The organism is Streptomyces silaceus, assembly GCF_001419745.1.
GTDB lineage: Bacteria > Actinomycetota > Actinomycetes > Streptomycetales > Streptomycetaceae > Streptomyces > Streptomyces silaceus.
In genome coordinates, this window is sequence record NZ_LIRJ01000293.1 from 1 (window position 1) to 16,579 (window position 16,579).

Consider the following 16,579-nt stretch of genomic DNA (forward strand, 5'->3'; position numbering starts at 1 on the left):
GGGCGGCGGTGCTGCCGCTGGCCTGGGCGGCGGGGGAGCGGCGGTCCGCGCTCGACGCGGAGCGGGTGGCCGTGGCGTTGCCCCGGTTCTCGTTGCGTACGCGGGTCGACGCGACCGGGCAGTTGGGCTCGCTCGGGGTGCGGTGGGCCATGAGTGACGCCGCCGACTTCTCCGGGATGTCTCCGGCGCGGCTCGCGATATCGCAGGTCGTCCAGGAGGCGGTCGTGAAGGTCGCGGAGGAGGGGGTCCAGGCGGCGGCGGTGACGGCGGTGCCGATGCGGCCGGGCGGGGCGTACCGGCCCGTGCGGGTGGAGCGGGTCGCCTTCGACCGGCCGTTCGGGGTGGTGGTGCTGGACGGGGACGGGGAGGTGCCGTTGTTCGTGGGGTGGCAGGGGGGTGTGCCTGTCGGGCCGTAGGCCTCAGGCGGTTCACTTCCCCGCTCCCGCTCCCGACCCCTTCCCGAAGCCGGGCTCCGCCCCCGACCCCGCTCCTCAGGCGCCGGAGGGGCCGGAGTTCCCGCGGGAGAGGCTGGACTTCAGTGCCCGCGCCTCCGCCTCCGTCTCCACCGCGGCAGGCGAACCCGGCAGGGGCCGGCCCGCCGATTCCGTCATGTACCAGACCGCGATGCCGCCCACCACGGCCGCCGCCATCATGTAGTACGCGGGCATCATCTTGTCGCCCGTCGCGCCGATCAGGGCCGTCACCACCAGGGGGGTCGTGCCGCCGAAGACCGACACGGAGATGTTGAAGCCGATGGAGAGGGAGCCGTAGCGGACCTTCGTCGGGAAGAGGGCCGGCAGGGCCGAGGGCATCGAGGCCGTGAAGCAGACGAGGAGCAGGCCGAGCGCGCCGAGGCCCAGGGCGATCGCCCAGAGCGAGCCCCCGCGGATCAGGAGCAGGGCCGGGACGGAGAGCAGGAAGAAGCCCGCGCAGCCCGCGGCGATCACGGGGCGGCGGCCGACGCGGTCCGTGAGCGCGCCCATGAACGGCTGGGCGACCATCATCAGCGCCATGACGGCCAGGATGACCAGGAGGCCGTGCGTCTCGTCGTACTTCAGCTCGCTGGTCAGATAGCTCGGCATGTACGAGAGCAGCATGTAGTCCGTGACGTTGAAGACCAGGACCAGGCCCATGCACAGGAGAAGGGCCTTCCACTGGCCGGCGACCATGTCGCGCAGGCGCACCTTCGGGCGGGACTGCTCGTCCTTGTGGGCCTTCTCCAGCTCGGCGGCGAACGCCGGGGTCTCCTCCAGCTTCATCCGCAGATACAGGCCGATCAGGCCCATCGGGCCCGCGATCAGGAACGGGATGCGCCAGCCCCAGGACAGGAGGTCCTCCGAGGACAGCAGGGCCGTCATCAGGGTGACCAGGCCCGCGCCGCCGATGTAGCCCGCCAGCGTGCCGAACTCCAGCCAGCTGCCGAGGAAGCCCCGCTTCTTGTCCGGGGCGTACTCGGCGATGAACGTGGAGGCGCCCGCGTACTCTCCGCCCGTCGAGAAGCCCTGCACCAGGCGCGCCGCCAGCAGCAGGACCGGCGCCCACACGCCGATCGCGGCGTACGAGGGGATCAGGCCGATCGCGAACGTGCCCGCCGCCATCATGATCATGGTCAGGGCGAGCACCTTCTGGCGGCCGACGCGGTCGCCGAGCGGGCCGAAGACCATGCCGCCGAGCGGGCGGATGAGGAAGGCCGCGGCGAAGGCGCCGAAGGTGGAGAGCAGCTGGGCCGTGGGGTTGCCCGAGGGGAAGAAGACCTTGCCCAGCGTCACGGCGATGTAGCTGTAGACGCCGAAGTCGAACCACTCCATCGCGTTGCCGAGTGCCGCGGCCTTCACCGCCCGCTTGACCATCGCGGGGTCGGTGACGGTGACGTCCGGGGCCGGGGCGGCTTCCTTCCGGAGCCGTCGGGCTCCGGTCTCGCCCGGTGCGACGGTGGTGGCGCTCGCCAAGGGTTCGCTCGCCTCTTTCGGTCGACGACAAGGACGGGGCCGCACCCGGATACCGGGGCGGCCCGAAAGCGACCATAGGTGCATGGGGCACCATTACGGTCGGTGCGCGGACGGCCGCACAGTGCACCCAAATGGCTTGTACGCAGGTCAAATGGCGTTTCCTCCGGTAGCGGGGACGCGCGCCCTTTGTGATCTATGTCGCGACCTGGGCCGGGAACCGTACCCGGAGGTCCGAACGGTTCCCCGGAGAGGCGGATGTCGGCCACGACGCGAACGGACCTGTTGGGCCAGGTGCCGAAAAGTCGATAGAAAGCGATATGGCTGCCAGGTGACCTGGCGGTTGCGCGCGTCTCACAAAAGGGGCGCGGACTCTTGGGCCACACGCCGGCCCGGCACGACCGGGCCGTACACCGGCCCCGCACGGACAGAGCCGCAGACGTGACGAGTGGGGCGGGAGGGTCGACGGGGCGTGGCGAATGCGCAGCACGGAGGACCGGGCGGTGCCTTGCGGACGGGCCGGGGCGGTGAGGCCGAGGCCCGGATCGGAGCGGCCCGCGTCGCGCTGTGGCTGCTCGCCGCCGTCCTGGCGGTCCGGCAGGCGGCCGCCGTCCTGCGCACCCCCGAGGGCGAGCGGCTCATGGACCTGGAGACCTGGATCGGTCCCGAGGGCGTCCTCCATGTGAACGGCTCGCTGTACGACGCGGACAAGTTCACCGGCACGCCCTTCGCCGGGCTCGTCCTCAAGCCGCTCGCGCGCACGGGCGAGCAGGCCCTCGGCCTGGTCTGGACGTTCGGCACGCTCGGCCTCGTCGTCGTGCTCGGCCTGGTCGCCGCCCGCGCCCTGCCGCAGCCGGTCTCCCGGCGCACCTCGCTGCTCGCCGCGCCCGTGGCGGTGAGCCTGCTCATCCTGTCGCTGCCGGTGCGCAACACCCTCTACCTCGGCCAGACCAGCATCCTTCCGGTGCTGCTCGTCCTGCTCGGCCTCTTCGCGGTGCGCGGCGAGCGGACCAGCGGGCTGCTGATCGGCATCGGCGCCGCCCTGCAGCCGACCATGCTGCTCTTCGCCGGACTGCTCTGGTTCACCGGCCGCAGGAAGGCCGCCGCGTCCACCGGCGCCGCCTTCGCCGCCTGCACGGCGCTGGCCTGGGCGGCGATGCCGCACGACTCATGGACGTACTGGATCCACCACCTCGCCGGCGCGGGCCTCGGCGGGAACGCGGACGCCGACGCCAACCAGTCGCTGCACGGCATGCTGCTCCGCCTCGGCCTGACGGGCCCCCTGGAGACGGGGCTCTTCCTCGCCCTGGGCGCGGCCGTCGTCGTCCTCGGCCTGCGCCGCGCCGTGCGCTACGCCCAGGACGGGCAGCTGCTGCTCGCCGTCGCGATCACCGGCTGCGTCGCGGTCGCCGTGTCGCCGACGACCTGGCAGCACCAGCTCCTGTGGGTGCTCTTCGCCGTGGTGGGCCGGGTCGGCAGGCGCCGGTCCGACCGGTACATGTGGCCGGTGGCCGTCGTCCTCGTGTCGACGCTGCCCGCCAAGATGATGCTGCCGAACATGCCGGTGACCGAGCCGGTCCGGGACAACATCGTGCTGATCGCGGCGCTCGCCGCCGCCGTCGCCGTGCCGTTCCTGTCCCGGGCGCACCCGCGGTACCGCGAGCCGGTGCCCACCGACTACGCCGCTCCCGTGGCGGCCCGCTGGGCGTGGGTGCCGCTCGTCCCGTTCTGGCGGCGCGTCCTGACCCGGCCGAACCTCCTGCTCGAACTGCTCCTGATCCGCGTCGGCTACTCCGCGTACCAGCAGGTCAGGCTGGCCGCGACGGGCGGCACCATCTCCGGGGGCCGGACCACGGCCGAGCGGCACGGCGCGCAGATCCACGGGATCGAGCAGTTCCTGCGCATCGACGTCGAGCACTGGTTCAACCACCTCACGGCGCGCACCGGCTGGCTCCAGGACTTCTTCAACTTCTACTACACGTCGTTCCACTTCGTGGTGCCGCTGACCGTCCTCGCCGTCCTGTACGTGCGCCGGCCCGCCGAGTACCGCTGGGCGCGCTCGGCGCTCGGCTTCGCCACCGTCCTCGCCCTCATCGGCTTCTGGGCCTATCCGCTCGCCCCGCCGCGCCTGATGCCCGACCTGGGCTTCATCGACACGGTCCACGGCGTGCAGGACTTCACCCAGCCCAACTACGGCACGCTGACCGACCTCACCAACCAGTACGCGGCGATGCCCTCGCTGCATTTCGGCTGGTCGCTCTGGTGCGGCCTGGTCATCCTGATCGTCGCGCCCAAGGCGTGGACGAAGGCGCTCGGCCTGCTCCACCCCTTCCTCACCCTCTGCGCGATCGTGGGCACCGGCAACCACTGGATCCTCGACGCGGTGGGCGGCGCGGCCGTCGTGGGCGCGGGCTTCGGCCTGACCTATCTGCTGTCGGGGCCGCGGGTGCGCCGGCCGCTGACGGCGGCGGCGGGAGCGGCCGAGGTGCCGGGTCCGCCCGCCGTCGACCTGGTGAAGGACACCGCGTGCGGCGGCGGTGCGGAGGAGCCCGTCAGCGGCACGTCGAAGGACGGCCCCGCGAAGGGCCGTACCCGGAGCTGATCTCGTAGGTGCCCGGCGCGGGCACGGACAGCTCCGTGAACTCGCCGCGCGGCTTCAGGCAGGCGCCCTCGGCCCGCAGCCACGGCGAGTAGACGAGGCGCACGGTCACCGAGCCCCGCTTGGGCACCCGCACCACCACGTCCGCCCCCGTGGAGCGCACGACCGCCGCGGGCCTGGAGACCAGCGGCACCGGGTCCTCGACGCGGTAGATCCGCCAGTGCGCGTCCTTCCACACCGGCTTCAGCCAGGCGGGGCCGCTCGCCACCAGCGCCGCCTCGTCCTCGGCGTACCCGTCGGGCTTCCCGGCGGGCAGCACCACGTATCCGACGGCCCACTTGTCGAGCCACTCGCGGTAGGTGCCGGCGGAGAAGGAGCCGTCGTAGAAGAGCCGGCCGCGCTCGATGTCGAGCTGGCGGTTCCAGCCGCGCGCCATGTTCACGTACGGCGCCAGGGCCGTGGCCTCGCGGTGGTTGCGGGCCGGGACCACCTCGACGCGGGTGCGGTCGGCGCCCAGGCGCTCCAGCTCCCGCACCACGCCATGGGTGTCGACCGCCCACTTCGGCACCTTCGTCGACACCACGAGGTCGTCGTAGGTCTTCTGCGCCACCCAGGCCGACGACAGCACCAGCGCCACCGTCAGGACGATCCGGCGCACCCGGTCCAGGCCGGGCGCGAGCAGGGCGGCGAGCAGCAGGGCGGGGCCGACCAGCTCCGCGAGGCGCTCGACGTTCGTGCCGATCGGCGACGGGATGAGATACGTGAGGACGGTCCCGGCCGCGTACACGCCCGCCGCCCAGCGCACCGCCCGCCACTCGCGCGGCCCCGCCACGATGAGCGCGAGGCTGAAAAGGACCGGCGGGAAGATCCGGTCGAAGGGCATCAGGTGCTCACCGGTGAACGGGAAGAGCACCGTGGTCGCCGCCACCACCACGAACGGCGGCACGATCAGGGCCGCCGCGCGCACCCAGTCGCGGACGAAGAAGCAGCCGGCGCCCGCCACGACGAGGAAGAGCCCCGCCACCGGGGAACCCATGGTGGCGAGCGCCGCGCACACCACCGCGAGCACCGTGCGCCGCTGCCGCACCAGGGCCAGGCAGGCCGCGAGACCGAAGGCGAGACCGAGCGCGAACGTCGTGCGCCCGGAGGCGACGTTGCACCACACCGCGAGCGAGGCCAGCACGGCGGGCCACAGCGGGCGGCGGATGCCGGAGCGCGCGATCAGGGCGGCGACCAGCCAGGCGCCGGCGACGCCGGAGAGCACCGTCACGGTCCGCACGCCGAGGGCGGCCATCAGGTACGGCGAGATGAGGCTGTAGTTGGCGGTATGCATGCCGCCGTACCAGAAGAGGTTGTACGCGGCGGTGCCGTGCTCGGAGGCGAACCTCGCCCAGGCCTCCTGCGCCGCGAGGTCGCCGCCGCCCGTCGCGAGGAACGCCGCCCACACCGCGTAGAGGGGAAGGGTGGGGACGGTGGCGAGCAGGGCGATGCGGTGGCGTCTTCGGAAACTCCGGAAGAAGGAGTTCCGCTCTCCGGGCGCACGGGTCGGGGAGAGCGAGATGTCGGCAGAAACCACGGCCACCGTTTCCGTTCGAAGTCTTGGAAAGGCAAGGTTCACTTCTCAAGACGCGGCACGCAACGGAAACGTTGGCCCGGTGGCCGGGACGCGACGTCCTCCGGGGGAGGCAGGGGCGGGGCGTGAGGAGAGGGTCCCCTGCCTCCCTGGAGGCGGACCGGCGGGTGCCGGCCTGCCGCTTCGGCCGGTGCGGCCCGGCGCCCCGGCGGGTGCCTCAGCCGGTGGTGACCTGGAGTTCCTTGACGCCGTTGAGCCAGGCCGAGCGGAGCCTGCGCGGGTCGCCGGTCAGCCGCAGGCCCGGCATGGCGTCGGCGATCGCGTTGAAGATGAGGTTGATCTCCAGGACGGCCAGGGACTTGCCGAGGCAGAAGTGCGGTCCGCCGCCGCCGAACCCGAGGTGCGGGTTGGGGTCGCGGGTGATGTCGAACTTCTCCGGGGCCTCGAAGACGTCGGGGTCGTGATTGGCGGAGGAGTAGAAGATGCCGACGCGGTCGCCCTTCTTGATCCGCGCCCCGCCGAGCTCGGTGTCCTGGGTCGCGGTCCGCTGGAAGGAGACCACCGGGGTCGCCCAGCGCACGATCTCCTCGGCGGTCGTCCGGGGGCGCTCGCGCTTGTAGAGCTCCCACTGGTCCGGGTGGGTGAGGAAGGCGTGCATGCCGTGGGTGATGGCGTTGCGGGTGGTCTCGTTGCCGGCCACCGCGAGCAGGATCACGAAGAAGCCGAACTCGTCGGAGGAGAGGTTGCCCTCGTCCTCGGCCGCCACCAGCTGGCTGACGATGTCCTTGGCCGGGCACTCCTTGCGGGCCGCGGCGAGGTTCATCGAGTACGAGACGATCTCCAGCGCCGCCTCGGCGCCGACCTCCTCGGTGATCGCGTACTCGGGGTCGTCGTAGGCCGCCATCTTGTTGGACCAGTCGAAGATCTTGGAGCGGTCCTCCTGGGGCACGCCGATCAGCTCGGCGATGGCCTGCAGGGGGAGCTCGACGGCGACGTTGGTGACGAAGTCGAAGCCGCCGTCGGCGTCCGCGTTCTCCAGCGCCGCCGCGACGATGGCGCCGGCCCGGTCGCGCAGGGCCTGTTCGAGCGAGCGGATGGCGCGGGGCGTGAAGCCGCGCTGCACGATCTGGCGGACGCGGGTGTGCTCGGGCGGGTCCATGTTGAGCATGATCAGCTTCTGGACCTCGATCTGGTCGCGGCTGATCGACTCGTTGAAGCGGATGACGGCGGTGTTGAGGTTGGAGGAGAACAACTCCGGGTGCGTGGAGACGTACTTGACGTCCTCGTGCCGCGTGACGGCCCAGTAGCCCGCGTCGTCGAAGCCGGAGATGCGGGGCGGCTGGGCGATCCAGCGGACCGGTTCCGTCTGCCGCAGCTGTGCGAACTCCGGGAGCGGCACGCGGTCTTGGAGCAGGTCCGGGTCGGTGAAGTCGAACCCGTCGGGCAGCGCTGGACAGGGCATCGGCAACTCCAGGCGTGAAGTTCGGCAGGTGCTACGAAGTCGAACGATTCTGACGGTCCATCAGAAGGCAGTGGATGGCTCGAAAGGTAGTAACGGGTTCTACAAGTGGCAAGGCCCGTGACGTGATCCTTCCCCGCGCCCTTCGTGCGGGTCCTGCGCAAGGTGCGTGCAAGACCCTTGCGGCGCCGGGGCTCCGCTCAGCAGACTGCTGGGCAGAACTAGAACGCGTACTAGTTCCACTCGCGAGCCGCCGGGACGGCTCGCGGGACGTGGAGGGAGAGGACGAGCCCATGGCCGCGGAACCTGTCATCGTCGAAGCCGTACGCACCCCCATCGGCAAGCGCGGCGGCGCGCTCGCCAATCTCCATCCCGCCTATCTGCTCGGTGAGACCTACCGCGAACTCCTCGGCCGCACGGGCATCCACGCCGACTGCGTCGAGCAGATCGTCGGCGGCACGGTGACGCACGCCGGGGAGCAGTCCATGAATCCGGCGCGCACGGCCTGGCTCACCATGGGCCTGCCCTACGAGACCGCGGCGACGACCGTGGACTGTCAGTGCGGCTCCTCCCAGCAGGCGAGCCACATGGTCGCCAACATGGTCGCGGCCGGCGTCATCGACGTCGGCATCAGCTGCGGCGTCGAGGCCATGTCGCGGGTGCCGCTCGGCTCGGGCTCCAAGCACGGTCCGGGCAAGCCCTTCCCCGACGAGTGGAACGTCGACCTGCCCAACCAGTTCGAGGCGGCCGAACGCATCGCGCGCAAGCGGGAGCTGACCCGGGAGAACGTCGACTCGCTGGGCCTGATCTCGCAGGAGCGGGCGGCGACCGCCTGGGCCGAGGAGCGCTTCAAGCGCGAGACGTTCGCCGTGCAGGTGCCCACCACCGAGGAGGAGCAGGCGGGCGGTCAGGGCATGTGGCGGCTCGTCGACCGGGACGAGGGGCTGCGCGACACCTCGATGGAGGCGCTCGGCGGCCTCAAGCCGGTGATGCCGACGGCCGTGCACACGGCCGGCAACTCCTCGCAGATCTCGGACGGCGCGGCGGCCGTCATGTGGGCGTCCAAGCGGATGGCGCGGGCGCTGAAGCTGCGGCCCCGCGCGCGGATCGTGGCGCAGGCGCTGGTGGGTGCCGACCCGCACTTCCATCTGGACGGCCCGATCGACGCGACGCGGGCGGTGCTCGGCAAGGCCGGGATGTCGCTGAAGGACATCGACATCGTCGAGATCAACGAGGCCTTCGCGTCGGTGGTGCTGAGCTGGGCCCAGGTCTTCGGCCAGGACCTGGAGAAGGTGAACGTGAACGGCGGGGCGATCGCCCTCGGGCACCCCGTGGGGGCGACCGGCGCGCGCCTGATCACGACGGCCCTGCACGAACTGGAGCGCAGGGACAAGGAGTTCGCGCTGGTGACGATGTGCGCGGGCGGCGCGGTGGCGACGGGGACGATCATCCAGCGGCTGTAGGGCTCCGGGGTGCCCGTGGGGCGCCGCGCGAAAGGGGCAGCGACCCCGTGAGGGGCGCCGCCCCTTTCGGTGGCGGGAGGCGGCGGCTCAGTACCAGCCGTTGGCCTGCCAGAAGTTCCAGGCGCCGACCGGGCTGCCGTAGCGCTCGTTCATGTAGTTCAGGCCCCACTTGATCTGGGTCGCGGGGTTCGTCTTCCAGTCCGAGCCGGCCGAGGCCATCTTCGAGCCGGGCAGCGCCTGGACGAGGCCGTAGGCGCCGGACGAGGAGTTCGTCGCGGTGTGGTTCCAGCCGCTCTCGTGGGACACGATGTTGCTGAAGGCCTGGTACTGCGCCGGGTCCGGGATCAGCTGCTTGGCGATCGACTGGGCGGACGCGGGGGCGGCGGCGGGAGCGGCGGCCGGGGCGGCCTTCGCGGCGGTCGGGGTGGCTGCCTGAGCGGGGGCCGCGGCGAAGACCATGCCGGAGGCGGCGACGGCGACGAGGCCGCCGGTGAGGGCCTTCTTCGGGGAAGCGATGCGGCGGAGGAGCGAGGCGGACACAGAGGACCTTCCGGTGGGGGACGGGACCGTCGCGGCACGCCGTGGACCGCGGGGGATCCGTGGGGGACATGCGGCGGCGCCGAGGCCCGGGTGGGCTCGTCGGCGCCGTGCGACTCGTCCAGAGAAGCAGGGCTGTTACGCCGCCGCAATGACCCCATTTACTAGTGGAAGTCGCACCCGCGCCGAATGTCCGTCGTGTGATCTGGCTCTCAATCCGCAGGTCAGCGCGGTGATTGATGCGTGTACATCAAGGGATGCCGACTACGGCCCCGCTTCGTAGAGGACCAAAGTCCTGTGGGCCGCCTCACGGCCGCGGGACCTCCAGGTAACGGAGCGCGGCCGGCCCCCTACGGCTTCGGGGCCTCGAATGTGACCGGCGCCTCGAACGCGGCGCGGCGCGTGGCCCGCCGCAGCGCCTTCAGGACCGCGGGCCCGAGCGCCAGGCCCAGCACGACCGTGACGACGGCACGCGGCAGGTCCCAGCCGAGCGAGGTGGCCAGGCAGTACGCGAGGAAGCGGCCGAGGTTGTCCGCCAGCGGGTCGCCCGGCACGAAGGAGACGCCGGTGGCGAGCCCGCCGAGGTAGGGCCAGCCCTGGAGGTTCATGACCGTGCCGTACAGCACGGAGGAGAGCGCGCCGTACGCCGCGAGCATCCACAGCTCGCGCCGCCCGCGCAGGCTGTCGGGCCCCGGCAGCAGCCCCGCGCCCATGCAGACCCAGCCCATCGACAGCATCTGGAACGGCATCCACGGCCCGACGCCCCCGGTCAGCAGCGCCGACGCGAACATCGACACCGCCCCGAGCACGAACCCGAAGCCGGGACCGAGCACCCGGCCGCTCAGCACCATCAGGAAGAACATCGGCTCGATGCCCGCGGTCCCCGCGCCCAGCGGCCGCAGCGCCGCCCCGGCCGCGGCGAGCACCCCGAGCATCGCGATGGCCTTCGCGTCCAGGCCGACGTCCGCGATGGTCGCCACCACCACGGCGAGCAGCAGCGGCAGCAGCGCCGCGAACAGCCAGGGCGCGTCCTGCGCGTGCTCGCCGAAGCCCGAGTTCGCGCCCGCGAGCAGCGGCCACCCGAAAGCGACCACGCCCACCGCGCTGACCAGCGCGAGCGCGGCGATCGAGCGGGGCCCGAGCCGGATGGGGCGGGCCTGCGCCTGCGCCTTCGGTGCGGCGCTCACGCGAGGTCCTCCCCGGCCGCGTCCAGCGCCCGGCGCACCTGCGCCACCGTCAGCCACTCCTGCGGCGCCAGGATCTTGGTCACCTGCGGGGCGAAGGACGGCGACGACACCACGATCTGCTCGGTCGGCCCGTCCGCGACGACCTCGCCGTCCGCGAGGATCACCACGCGGTGCGCGATCTCGGCGGCCAGCTCCACGTCGTGCGTGGCCAGCACGAGCGCGTGCCCCTCCGCGGCCAGGCCCCGCAGGACCGTGACGAGGCGGGCCTTGGCCGCGTAGTCCAGGCCGCGCGTCGGCTCGTCCAGGAGGAGCAGCGGCGGGCGGGCCGTCAGGACGATCGCGAGGGCGAGCGCGAGACGCTGGCCCTCGGAGAGGTCACGCGGGTGCGTGTCGTCCGCGATCCCCGGCAGCAGCTCGCTCACCAGGGCGCGGCACGCGCCGTCCGCCGCGCCCGCGTCCCGGTCGGCGGCCGCGCACTCGGCGGCCACGGTGTCCGCGTAGAGCAGGTCGCGCGGCTCCTGCGGGACCAGGCCGACGTGCCGGATCAACTGGTGCGGGGAGGTGCGGTGGGGGACCGCGCCGCCCACGCGGACCGTGCCTGAGGTGGGTTCGAGGAGCCCGACCAGGGTGGACAGGAGCGTGGACTTCCCGGCGCCGTTGCGGCCCATCAGCGCGACGGTCTCGCCGGGCGTGACCGCGAGGTCGACGCGGCGCAGCGCCTCGACGCGGCCGCGCCGCACGGCCAGCCGCTCGACCAGCGCGCCCCGGGTCTCTTCCTGCGTACGGTCCCGGCGCGGCCGGGACCACCGGCCCGCCGTCGGAGCGGGCCCGGCGGGCGGCACGGATGCCGTCTCCCGTGCGGGCACGGCGTCCGCGAGCCGCTCCCGCAGCGCGCCCGCCCGGCGCCGCGCGTCCCGCACGGTCAGCGGCAGCGGCGACCAGCCGGCGAGCCTGCCGAGCGCGACGACCGGCGGGAAGACGGGGGAGCGGGCCATCAGCGCGGCGGGGTCGCCGAGCACCGGGGCCTCGCCCGGCGCCCCGAGCAGCAGCACCTGGTCCGCGTACTGCACGACCCGCTCCAGGCGGTGCTCGGCCATCAGGACCGTCGTGCCCAGGTCGTGGACGAGCCGCTGCAGGACGGCGAGGACCTCTTCGGCGGCGGCCGGGTCGAGCGCGGAGGTCGGCTCGTCGAGGACGAGCACCTGGGGGTGCGGGGTGAGGACCGAGCCGATCGCGACGCGCTGCTGCTGGCCGCCCGACAGGGTGGCGATCGGGCGGTCGCGCAGCTCGGCGAGGCCGAGCAGGTCGAGGGTCTCCTCGACGCGGCGGCGCATCACGTCCGGGGCGAGGCCGAGGGACTCCATGCCGTAGGCCAGCTCGTCCTCGACGGTGTCCGTCACGAAGTGCGCGAGCGGGTCCTGGCCCACCGTGCCGACCACGTCGGCCAGTTCGCGGGGCTTGTGGGTGCGGGTGTCGCGGCCCGCCACGGTCACGCGGCCGCGCAGGGTGCCGCCGGTGAAGTGCGGCACGAGGCCGCTCACCGTGCCGAGCAGGGTCGACTTGCCGACGCCGGAGGGGCCGACGAGCAGGACCAGCTCGCCCTCGGGAACGGTCAGGTCGACCCCGCGGACGGTGGGGCCCGGCACCCCCTCGTAGGTCACCGAGACGTCCTCGAAGCGGATCATGACGTCTCCTTCGGCGGTACGGAGGGTGCGGACTCGGCGGGTACGGGGAGCGAGGGATCGGCGGGCGCGGGGGCGCGGGTGCGCCAGGCGGCGGGGGAGCGCCTGGCCCCGGAGACGGGTCCGTCCGGCTCCGCGCCGGTGACGGACCCGGACCGTCCGGTACGTCCGGACTCCTCCGTACGTCCGGACTTCCCGGTCCCCGTCCGCCTTCCCGCCCGCACGGGCGCCGACGCCGCGGGCGGCACCGGCGCCACGAACGCCGGCAGCAGCCCGATCAGCACCGCGAGCGCCGGCCACAGCGGCAGCGTCGGCGCGATCAGCGGCACGACACCGGGGTGCAGGGGAGCGGGGTCGTACGAAGCGGCCCAGATCATCAGCCCCGCGACCGCGACGCCCGACCCGGCGACCAGCCAGGCGCGCACGCCCCAGGGGTCGGGCCGGTAGCGGGTGCGCAGGGAGCGGCGGCCGCCGAGCCGCAGCCCGGCGAGCGCCGCGAGCAGCCCCGCCGCGAGCACGGGCAGCCCGTACCCGGTGCCCTGCGCGGTCAGCAGTCCGTACGCCCCCGCGCAGACGCCGATCAGACCGCCGAGCGTCAGCACGGCCGTCGCCCTGCGGACCCCGGCGGGCACGGCGGCGGTGCGGCCGAAGCCGCGCGCGTCCATCGCGGCGGCCAGCGCGACCGACCGCTCCAGCGCGCCCTCCAGGACCGGCAGCCCCACCTGGAGCAGCCCGCGCAGCCCCCGGTCGGGCCGCCCGCGCAGCCGGCGCGCGGCGCGCAGCCGCTGGACGTCGGTGATCAGGTTCGGGGCGAAGGTCATCGCCACGACGACGGCGACGCCCACCTCGTACAGCGCGCCCGGCAGCGACTTGAGCAGCCGCGCCGGGCTGGCGAGCGCGTTCGCCGCGCCGACGCAGATCAGCAGGCCCGCCAGCCTGATCCCGTCGTAGAGCGCGAAGAGCAGGCCCTCCGCCGTGACCCGGCCGCCGATCCGCACTCCCCTGGCCCAGTCGGGCAGCGGCACCTCGGGCAGCGTCACCAGGACGTGCGTGCCCGGGATCGGCGAGCCGAGCACGATCGCGAAGACGAGCCGGATGCCGATCACGACGAGGCCGAGCTTCACGAACGCGCCGTACGACTTCGCCCATGGCGCGTTCGTGCGCCTGGCCGCCACGACATAGCCCGTGACGCCGATCAGCAGCCCGATCACCAGCGGATTGGTCGTCCGCGACGCGGCGGTGCCCAGACCCAGGGCCCAGAGCCACCAGGCGCCGGGGTGCAGGGCGTTGCTCCGGTGCGCCTCGGGCGCCCGGTGGCGCCGGAGGAGGCCGCCGCCGGGCGCGGCGCTGCCGTGGTCCTTCATCGTGCCGTCCGTGTCCGCTGCCCGGTCAGCCGCGGCGGCGCCGGGCCTGCCAGAACGCGGCGCCGCCCAGCACCACGACGGCGGCGATCCCGGCGATCAGCCCCACGGAGGGCCCGCCGTCGGAGCCGCCGTCCTTCTCGGCGTCCTCCTCGGCGGCCGTGTCCTCGCGGCCGCCGCTGTCGCCGGACACCTGCTCGCCGCAGCCCGACTCCGGGTAGCCGGAGATGGCGCACAGCAGCGCGTTGTTGTCGTAGCGCAGCGGCTCGGCGACCGAGGCGAGGGCGTCCGCGCTGGTGGCGTCCTCGGCGACCTGCGCGCAGGCGCGCTGCTGCGCGGGCGGCCTCTCGCCCCGGGGCGCGTCCTTCGGCAGCCCGAAGTCGATGACCAGCGCGACGCGCTTGCGGCCGTCCTCGGCGGGCGTGCTCCGGCAGATGGCGTCGAAGTCCGCGGGGCCGCGGGGCTTCGCGGAGTCCTTGGAGTCCTCGGACACCGAGAAACGGAAGCCCTGCACGTCGCCGTCCTCGGGGCGCGCGGTGCCGGGGCCCTGGCTCGCGTACGTCCACTTGTCGCCGTCCCGGTCCCAGAACGACCAGTAGCGGTAGCCGGCGGCCTGGGCGGGCACGGCGGCGAGGACGCCGAGCAGCACGGCGAGGAACGCCACGACCGCCGGGCGCCCGCGCCCCGCGGGCCGCCGCCGGCCCCGCGCCGGCCGTGTCCGGCTCCGCGTCACAGCTGCTGCTTCTTGCGGTTGCCGCTGATCAGGAAGCCGATGCCGATGCCGGCGACCGCGCCGACGCCGATGATCCACCAGATGCTGACGCCGCCGTCCTCGTCCTTCTTCTTGTCCTCGTCCGAGGCGGACGGGGACTTCGAGGCGCTCTCGGGGGCCGGACCGGTGGCGCCCAGCTGCTTGACGAGGTCGGCGCCGCCGAAGTCGCGCGGGTCCATGCCCGCCGCGTGGGCGGCGAAAATCAGCTGCGCGTACGCGGCGGGACCGGCCTTCTTCGCCCAGTCCGCGGAGTTCTTCGCGAGCCACTCGGCGGACTTCTCGGCCTGCTCCTGCTGCCCGGCGGCGGCGAGGGCGAGCACGGAGTCCGCGGTGTTGCCCACGTCCGGCATGTCGGTGGCGGCGATCAGGTGGTCGTCGTGGTCGCCGAGCGTCTTCAGGAGGTAGCCCGTGCCGTTGCTCGCGGCCTGCGAGGCGGTGTCCGGCTTCGCGCACTTGGGCGCGGAGTCCTCCGCCTTCTTGGCGGGGGCCACCACGAGCCCCTTGCCGAGGCTGCCGAGCACACCGGCCGCGGTGGCGTCCGCGTCCGGGTTGAGCTTCTTCGTCTTGGCGTCGGCGAGACCGAAGGCGCCGCCGTCCTTGCCGCAGTCCATCGCCAGCTTCGGCAGCGCGTCGAACGCGGACTTGCCGTCCTGGGACTTCACGCCCGCGGGGTTCTCGCCGGCCGCGGCGAGCGCGCCTACCACGATGCCGGTGGAGTTCGCGTCGGTGGGCAGCCCCGGGCTGTAGCCCCAGCCGCCGTCCGTGTTCTGCACGGACTTCAGCCAGTCGACGGCCTTCTCGACCGTCTTGTCCCGGCCGCCGAGCGCGGCGAGCGCCTGCACGGCGGCCGCGGTGGAGTTGCTGTCGACGGCGGTCTTGGAGTTGCAGGGCTCGCTCGCGTCCGCGCGGTACGCCGCGAAGCCGCCGCTCGCGCACTGCTGCCCGGCCAGCCAGTCCACGGCCTTCCCGGCGGGCTTCACGCCCACGGTGTCCTGGGCGAGCAGGGCGTACGACTGGCGGAAGACGCCGTCGAACTTGGGGTCGGTCTTGCCGTACAGGCCGGAGGGGAGCGCGGTCGAGGGCGACGGCGAGGCGTCGTCCGCGAAGGCGGCCGGTGCGGCGGCGGTGCCCCACACGGCGACGGCGGCCAGGACCGCTGCGCTGCGGCGAACGTTCATGATGCGGCGGGTTGCCTCTCCCTGCGGGGAGCGGGGCGGCACGGACCGTTGCGAGCACGGCTTCCGGGCGGCTCCGGCTCCGTATACCTCGACGGTGCCGCTCACCGGGGTCCCGGTGAAGCGAGCCGGTCACGCCCCGCACCGGGCATTCCGGCTCGCCACGACGAGGTGGCACACGGAATGGGGCCTCCCCTGCTCGAGCGGAGCCGAGAGCTTGGGGAAGGGTCAGCGCCGGATTCGCACCGGCTTCCCCCTGTACGGGCGTGAGGACGACGCGCTCACTCTACCGGCCTGCGCGACGACCGGCCCGCGCCGTCATACCGCCACATACGTCACCGGGTCGCTCCCCGGCACCGCCTCCGCCCGGCCCAGCTTCACCAGGCGGCGCACGTGGGCCTCCGCCTCCGAGACCGCGATGTTGCGGGAGCCGTAGGGGATCTCGGACCAGGGGCGGTTCCACTCCATGTGGGCGGCGAGCTGCCAGGGGGTGAGGGGCGTGGCGAGGAGGGCGAGCAGGCCGGTGAGGCGGTCCTCGTGGTGGGTGAGGAGCTCGCGGACGCGGGCCGGGGCGTCGGTGAAGGTGTGCTGGTGGGCGGGGAGGACCTCGGCGGGGGCCAGGCGGCCGACGCGCTCCAGGGAGTCGAGGTAGTCGCCGAGGGGGTCGGTGACGGTGTCGTCGTCGGGGTCCTCATAGAGGCCGATGTGCGGGGTGATGCCGGGCAGCAGATGGTCGCCGGAGAAGAGGCGGCCGTTGCCCCGCAGGCCGGCCGGGTGGTCCTCCTCCAGGTGCAGGCAGACGTGGCCGGGGGTGTGGCCGGGCGT

The 16,579-nt window shown here is 73.5% G+C and carries 13 protein-coding genes; 3 read left to right on the plus strand and 10 right to left on the minus strand.

The window, feature by feature from the left end:
- A partial coding sequence (locus AOK22_RS25740; RefSeq protein ID WP_167357883.1) for a serpin family protein occupies positions 1-416 on the plus strand: 416 nt, incomplete at its 5' end.
- Positions 417-491: 75 nt separating this feature from the next.
- On the opposite strand, the gene proP is transcribed toward AOK22_RS25740, so the two are convergent.
- Positions 492-1,949, minus strand: a complete 1,458-nt coding sequence (gene proP, locus AOK22_RS25745) for a glycine betaine/L-proline transporter ProP (RefSeq protein ID WP_055701096.1) — start codon at positions 1,947-1,949, stop codon at positions 492-494.
- Between the two features lie 469 nt (positions 1,950-2,418).
- Between proP and AOK22_RS25750 the strand changes: the two genes are divergently transcribed.
- On the plus strand, positions 2,419-4,548 hold the full coding sequence (locus tag AOK22_RS25750; protein ID WP_079036805.1) for a bifunctional glycosyltransferase 87/phosphatase PAP2 family protein: 2,130 nt from the start codon (positions 2,419-2,421) through the stop codon (positions 4,546-4,548).
- On the opposite strand, the gene AOK22_RS25755 is transcribed toward AOK22_RS25750, so the two are convergent.
- Entirely contained in the window at positions 4,499-6,127 is a 1,629-nt protein-coding gene (locus tag AOK22_RS25755) for a glycosyltransferase family 87 protein (protein ID WP_055701097.1), read from the minus strand. The two genes, AOK22_RS25750 and AOK22_RS25755, sit on opposite strands and share 50 nt — an antisense overlap.
- 208 nt (positions 6,128-6,335) lie before the next feature.
- Positions 6,336-7,580: a cytochrome P450 gene (locus AOK22_RS25760; protein ID WP_055701098.1), complete on the minus strand. Its 1,245-nt coding sequence runs from the start codon at positions 7,578-7,580 to the stop codon at positions 6,336-6,338.
- 290 nt (positions 7,581-7,870) lie between these two features.
- Between AOK22_RS25760 and AOK22_RS25765 the strand changes: the two genes are divergently transcribed.
- Complete coding sequence (locus AOK22_RS25765; RefSeq protein WP_055701099.1) at positions 7,871-9,040, plus strand: steroid 3-ketoacyl-CoA thiolase; 1,170 nt, start codon at positions 7,871-7,873, stop codon at positions 9,038-9,040.
- 87 nt (positions 9,041-9,127) lie between these two features.
- On the opposite strand, the gene AOK22_RS25770 is transcribed toward AOK22_RS25765, so the two are convergent.
- From AOK22_RS25770 to AOK22_RS25800, 7 genes are all read right to left on the minus strand, one after another.
- Entirely contained in the window at positions 9,128-9,580 is a 453-nt protein-coding gene (locus tag AOK22_RS25770; protein ID WP_055701100.1) for an aggregation-promoting factor C-terminal-like domain-containing protein, read from the minus strand.
- A 347-nt stretch (positions 9,581-9,927) separates the two neighbouring features.
- The gene (locus AOK22_RS25775) at positions 9,928-10,764 is read right to left on the minus strand and encodes an ECF transporter S component family protein (protein WP_055701101.1); all 837 of its coding nucleotides are present in this window, start codon (positions 10,762-10,764) and stop codon (positions 9,928-9,930) included.
- Positions 10,761-12,449: an ABC transporter ATP-binding protein gene (locus AOK22_RS25780; protein WP_055701102.1), complete on the minus strand. Its 1,689-nt coding sequence runs from the start codon at positions 12,447-12,449 to the stop codon at positions 10,761-10,763. Before AOK22_RS25780 ends, AOK22_RS25775 begins: the two co-directional genes overlap by 4 nt.
- Entirely contained in the window at positions 12,446-13,810 is a 1,365-nt protein-coding gene (locus tag AOK22_RS25785; protein ID WP_107102032.1) for an energy-coupling factor transporter transmembrane component T, read from the minus strand. The genes AOK22_RS25780 and AOK22_RS25785 overlap by 4 nt, the downstream gene beginning before the upstream one ends.
- A 25-nt stretch (positions 13,811-13,835) precedes the next feature.
- Complete coding sequence (locus AOK22_RS25790) at positions 13,836-14,471, minus strand: SCO2322 family protein (protein ID WP_055701103.1); 636 nt, start codon at positions 14,469-14,471, stop codon at positions 13,836-13,838.
- A 65-nt stretch (positions 14,472-14,536) separates the two neighbouring features.
- Positions 14,537-15,757, minus strand: coding sequence for an SCO2321 family membrane protein (locus AOK22_RS25795; RefSeq protein ID WP_055701104.1), 1,221 nt, complete (start codon positions 15,755-15,757; stop codon positions 14,537-14,539).
- A 315-nt stretch (positions 15,758-16,072) separates the two neighbouring features.
- A partial coding sequence (locus tag AOK22_RS25800; protein WP_482255560.1) for an MBL fold metallo-hydrolase occupies positions 16,073-16,579 on the minus strand: 507 nt, incomplete at its 5' end.

Excerpts from the sequence above, each read along its gene's own strand:
- AOK22_RS25760 (WP_055701098.1), bottom strand. The coding sequence starts at position 7,580 with ATGCCCTGTCCAGCGCTGCCCGACGGGTTCGACTTCACCGACCCGGAC.
- AOK22_RS25765 (WP_055701099.1), top strand. The coding sequence starts at position 7,871 with ATGGCCGCGGAACCTGTCATCGTCGAAGCCGTACGCACCCCCATCGGC.
- AOK22_RS25780 (WP_055701102.1), bottom strand. The coding sequence starts at position 12,449 with ATGATCCGCTTCGAGGACGTCTCGGTGACCTACGAGGGGGTGCCGGGC.
- AOK22_RS25785 (WP_107102032.1), bottom strand. The coding sequence starts at position 13,810 with ATGAAGGACCACGGCAGCGCCGCGCCCGGCGGCGGCCTCCTCCGGCGC.
- AOK22_RS25795 (WP_055701104.1), bottom strand. The coding sequence starts at position 15,757 with ATGAACGTTCGCCGCAGCGCAGCGGTCCTGGCCGCCGTCGCCGTGTGG.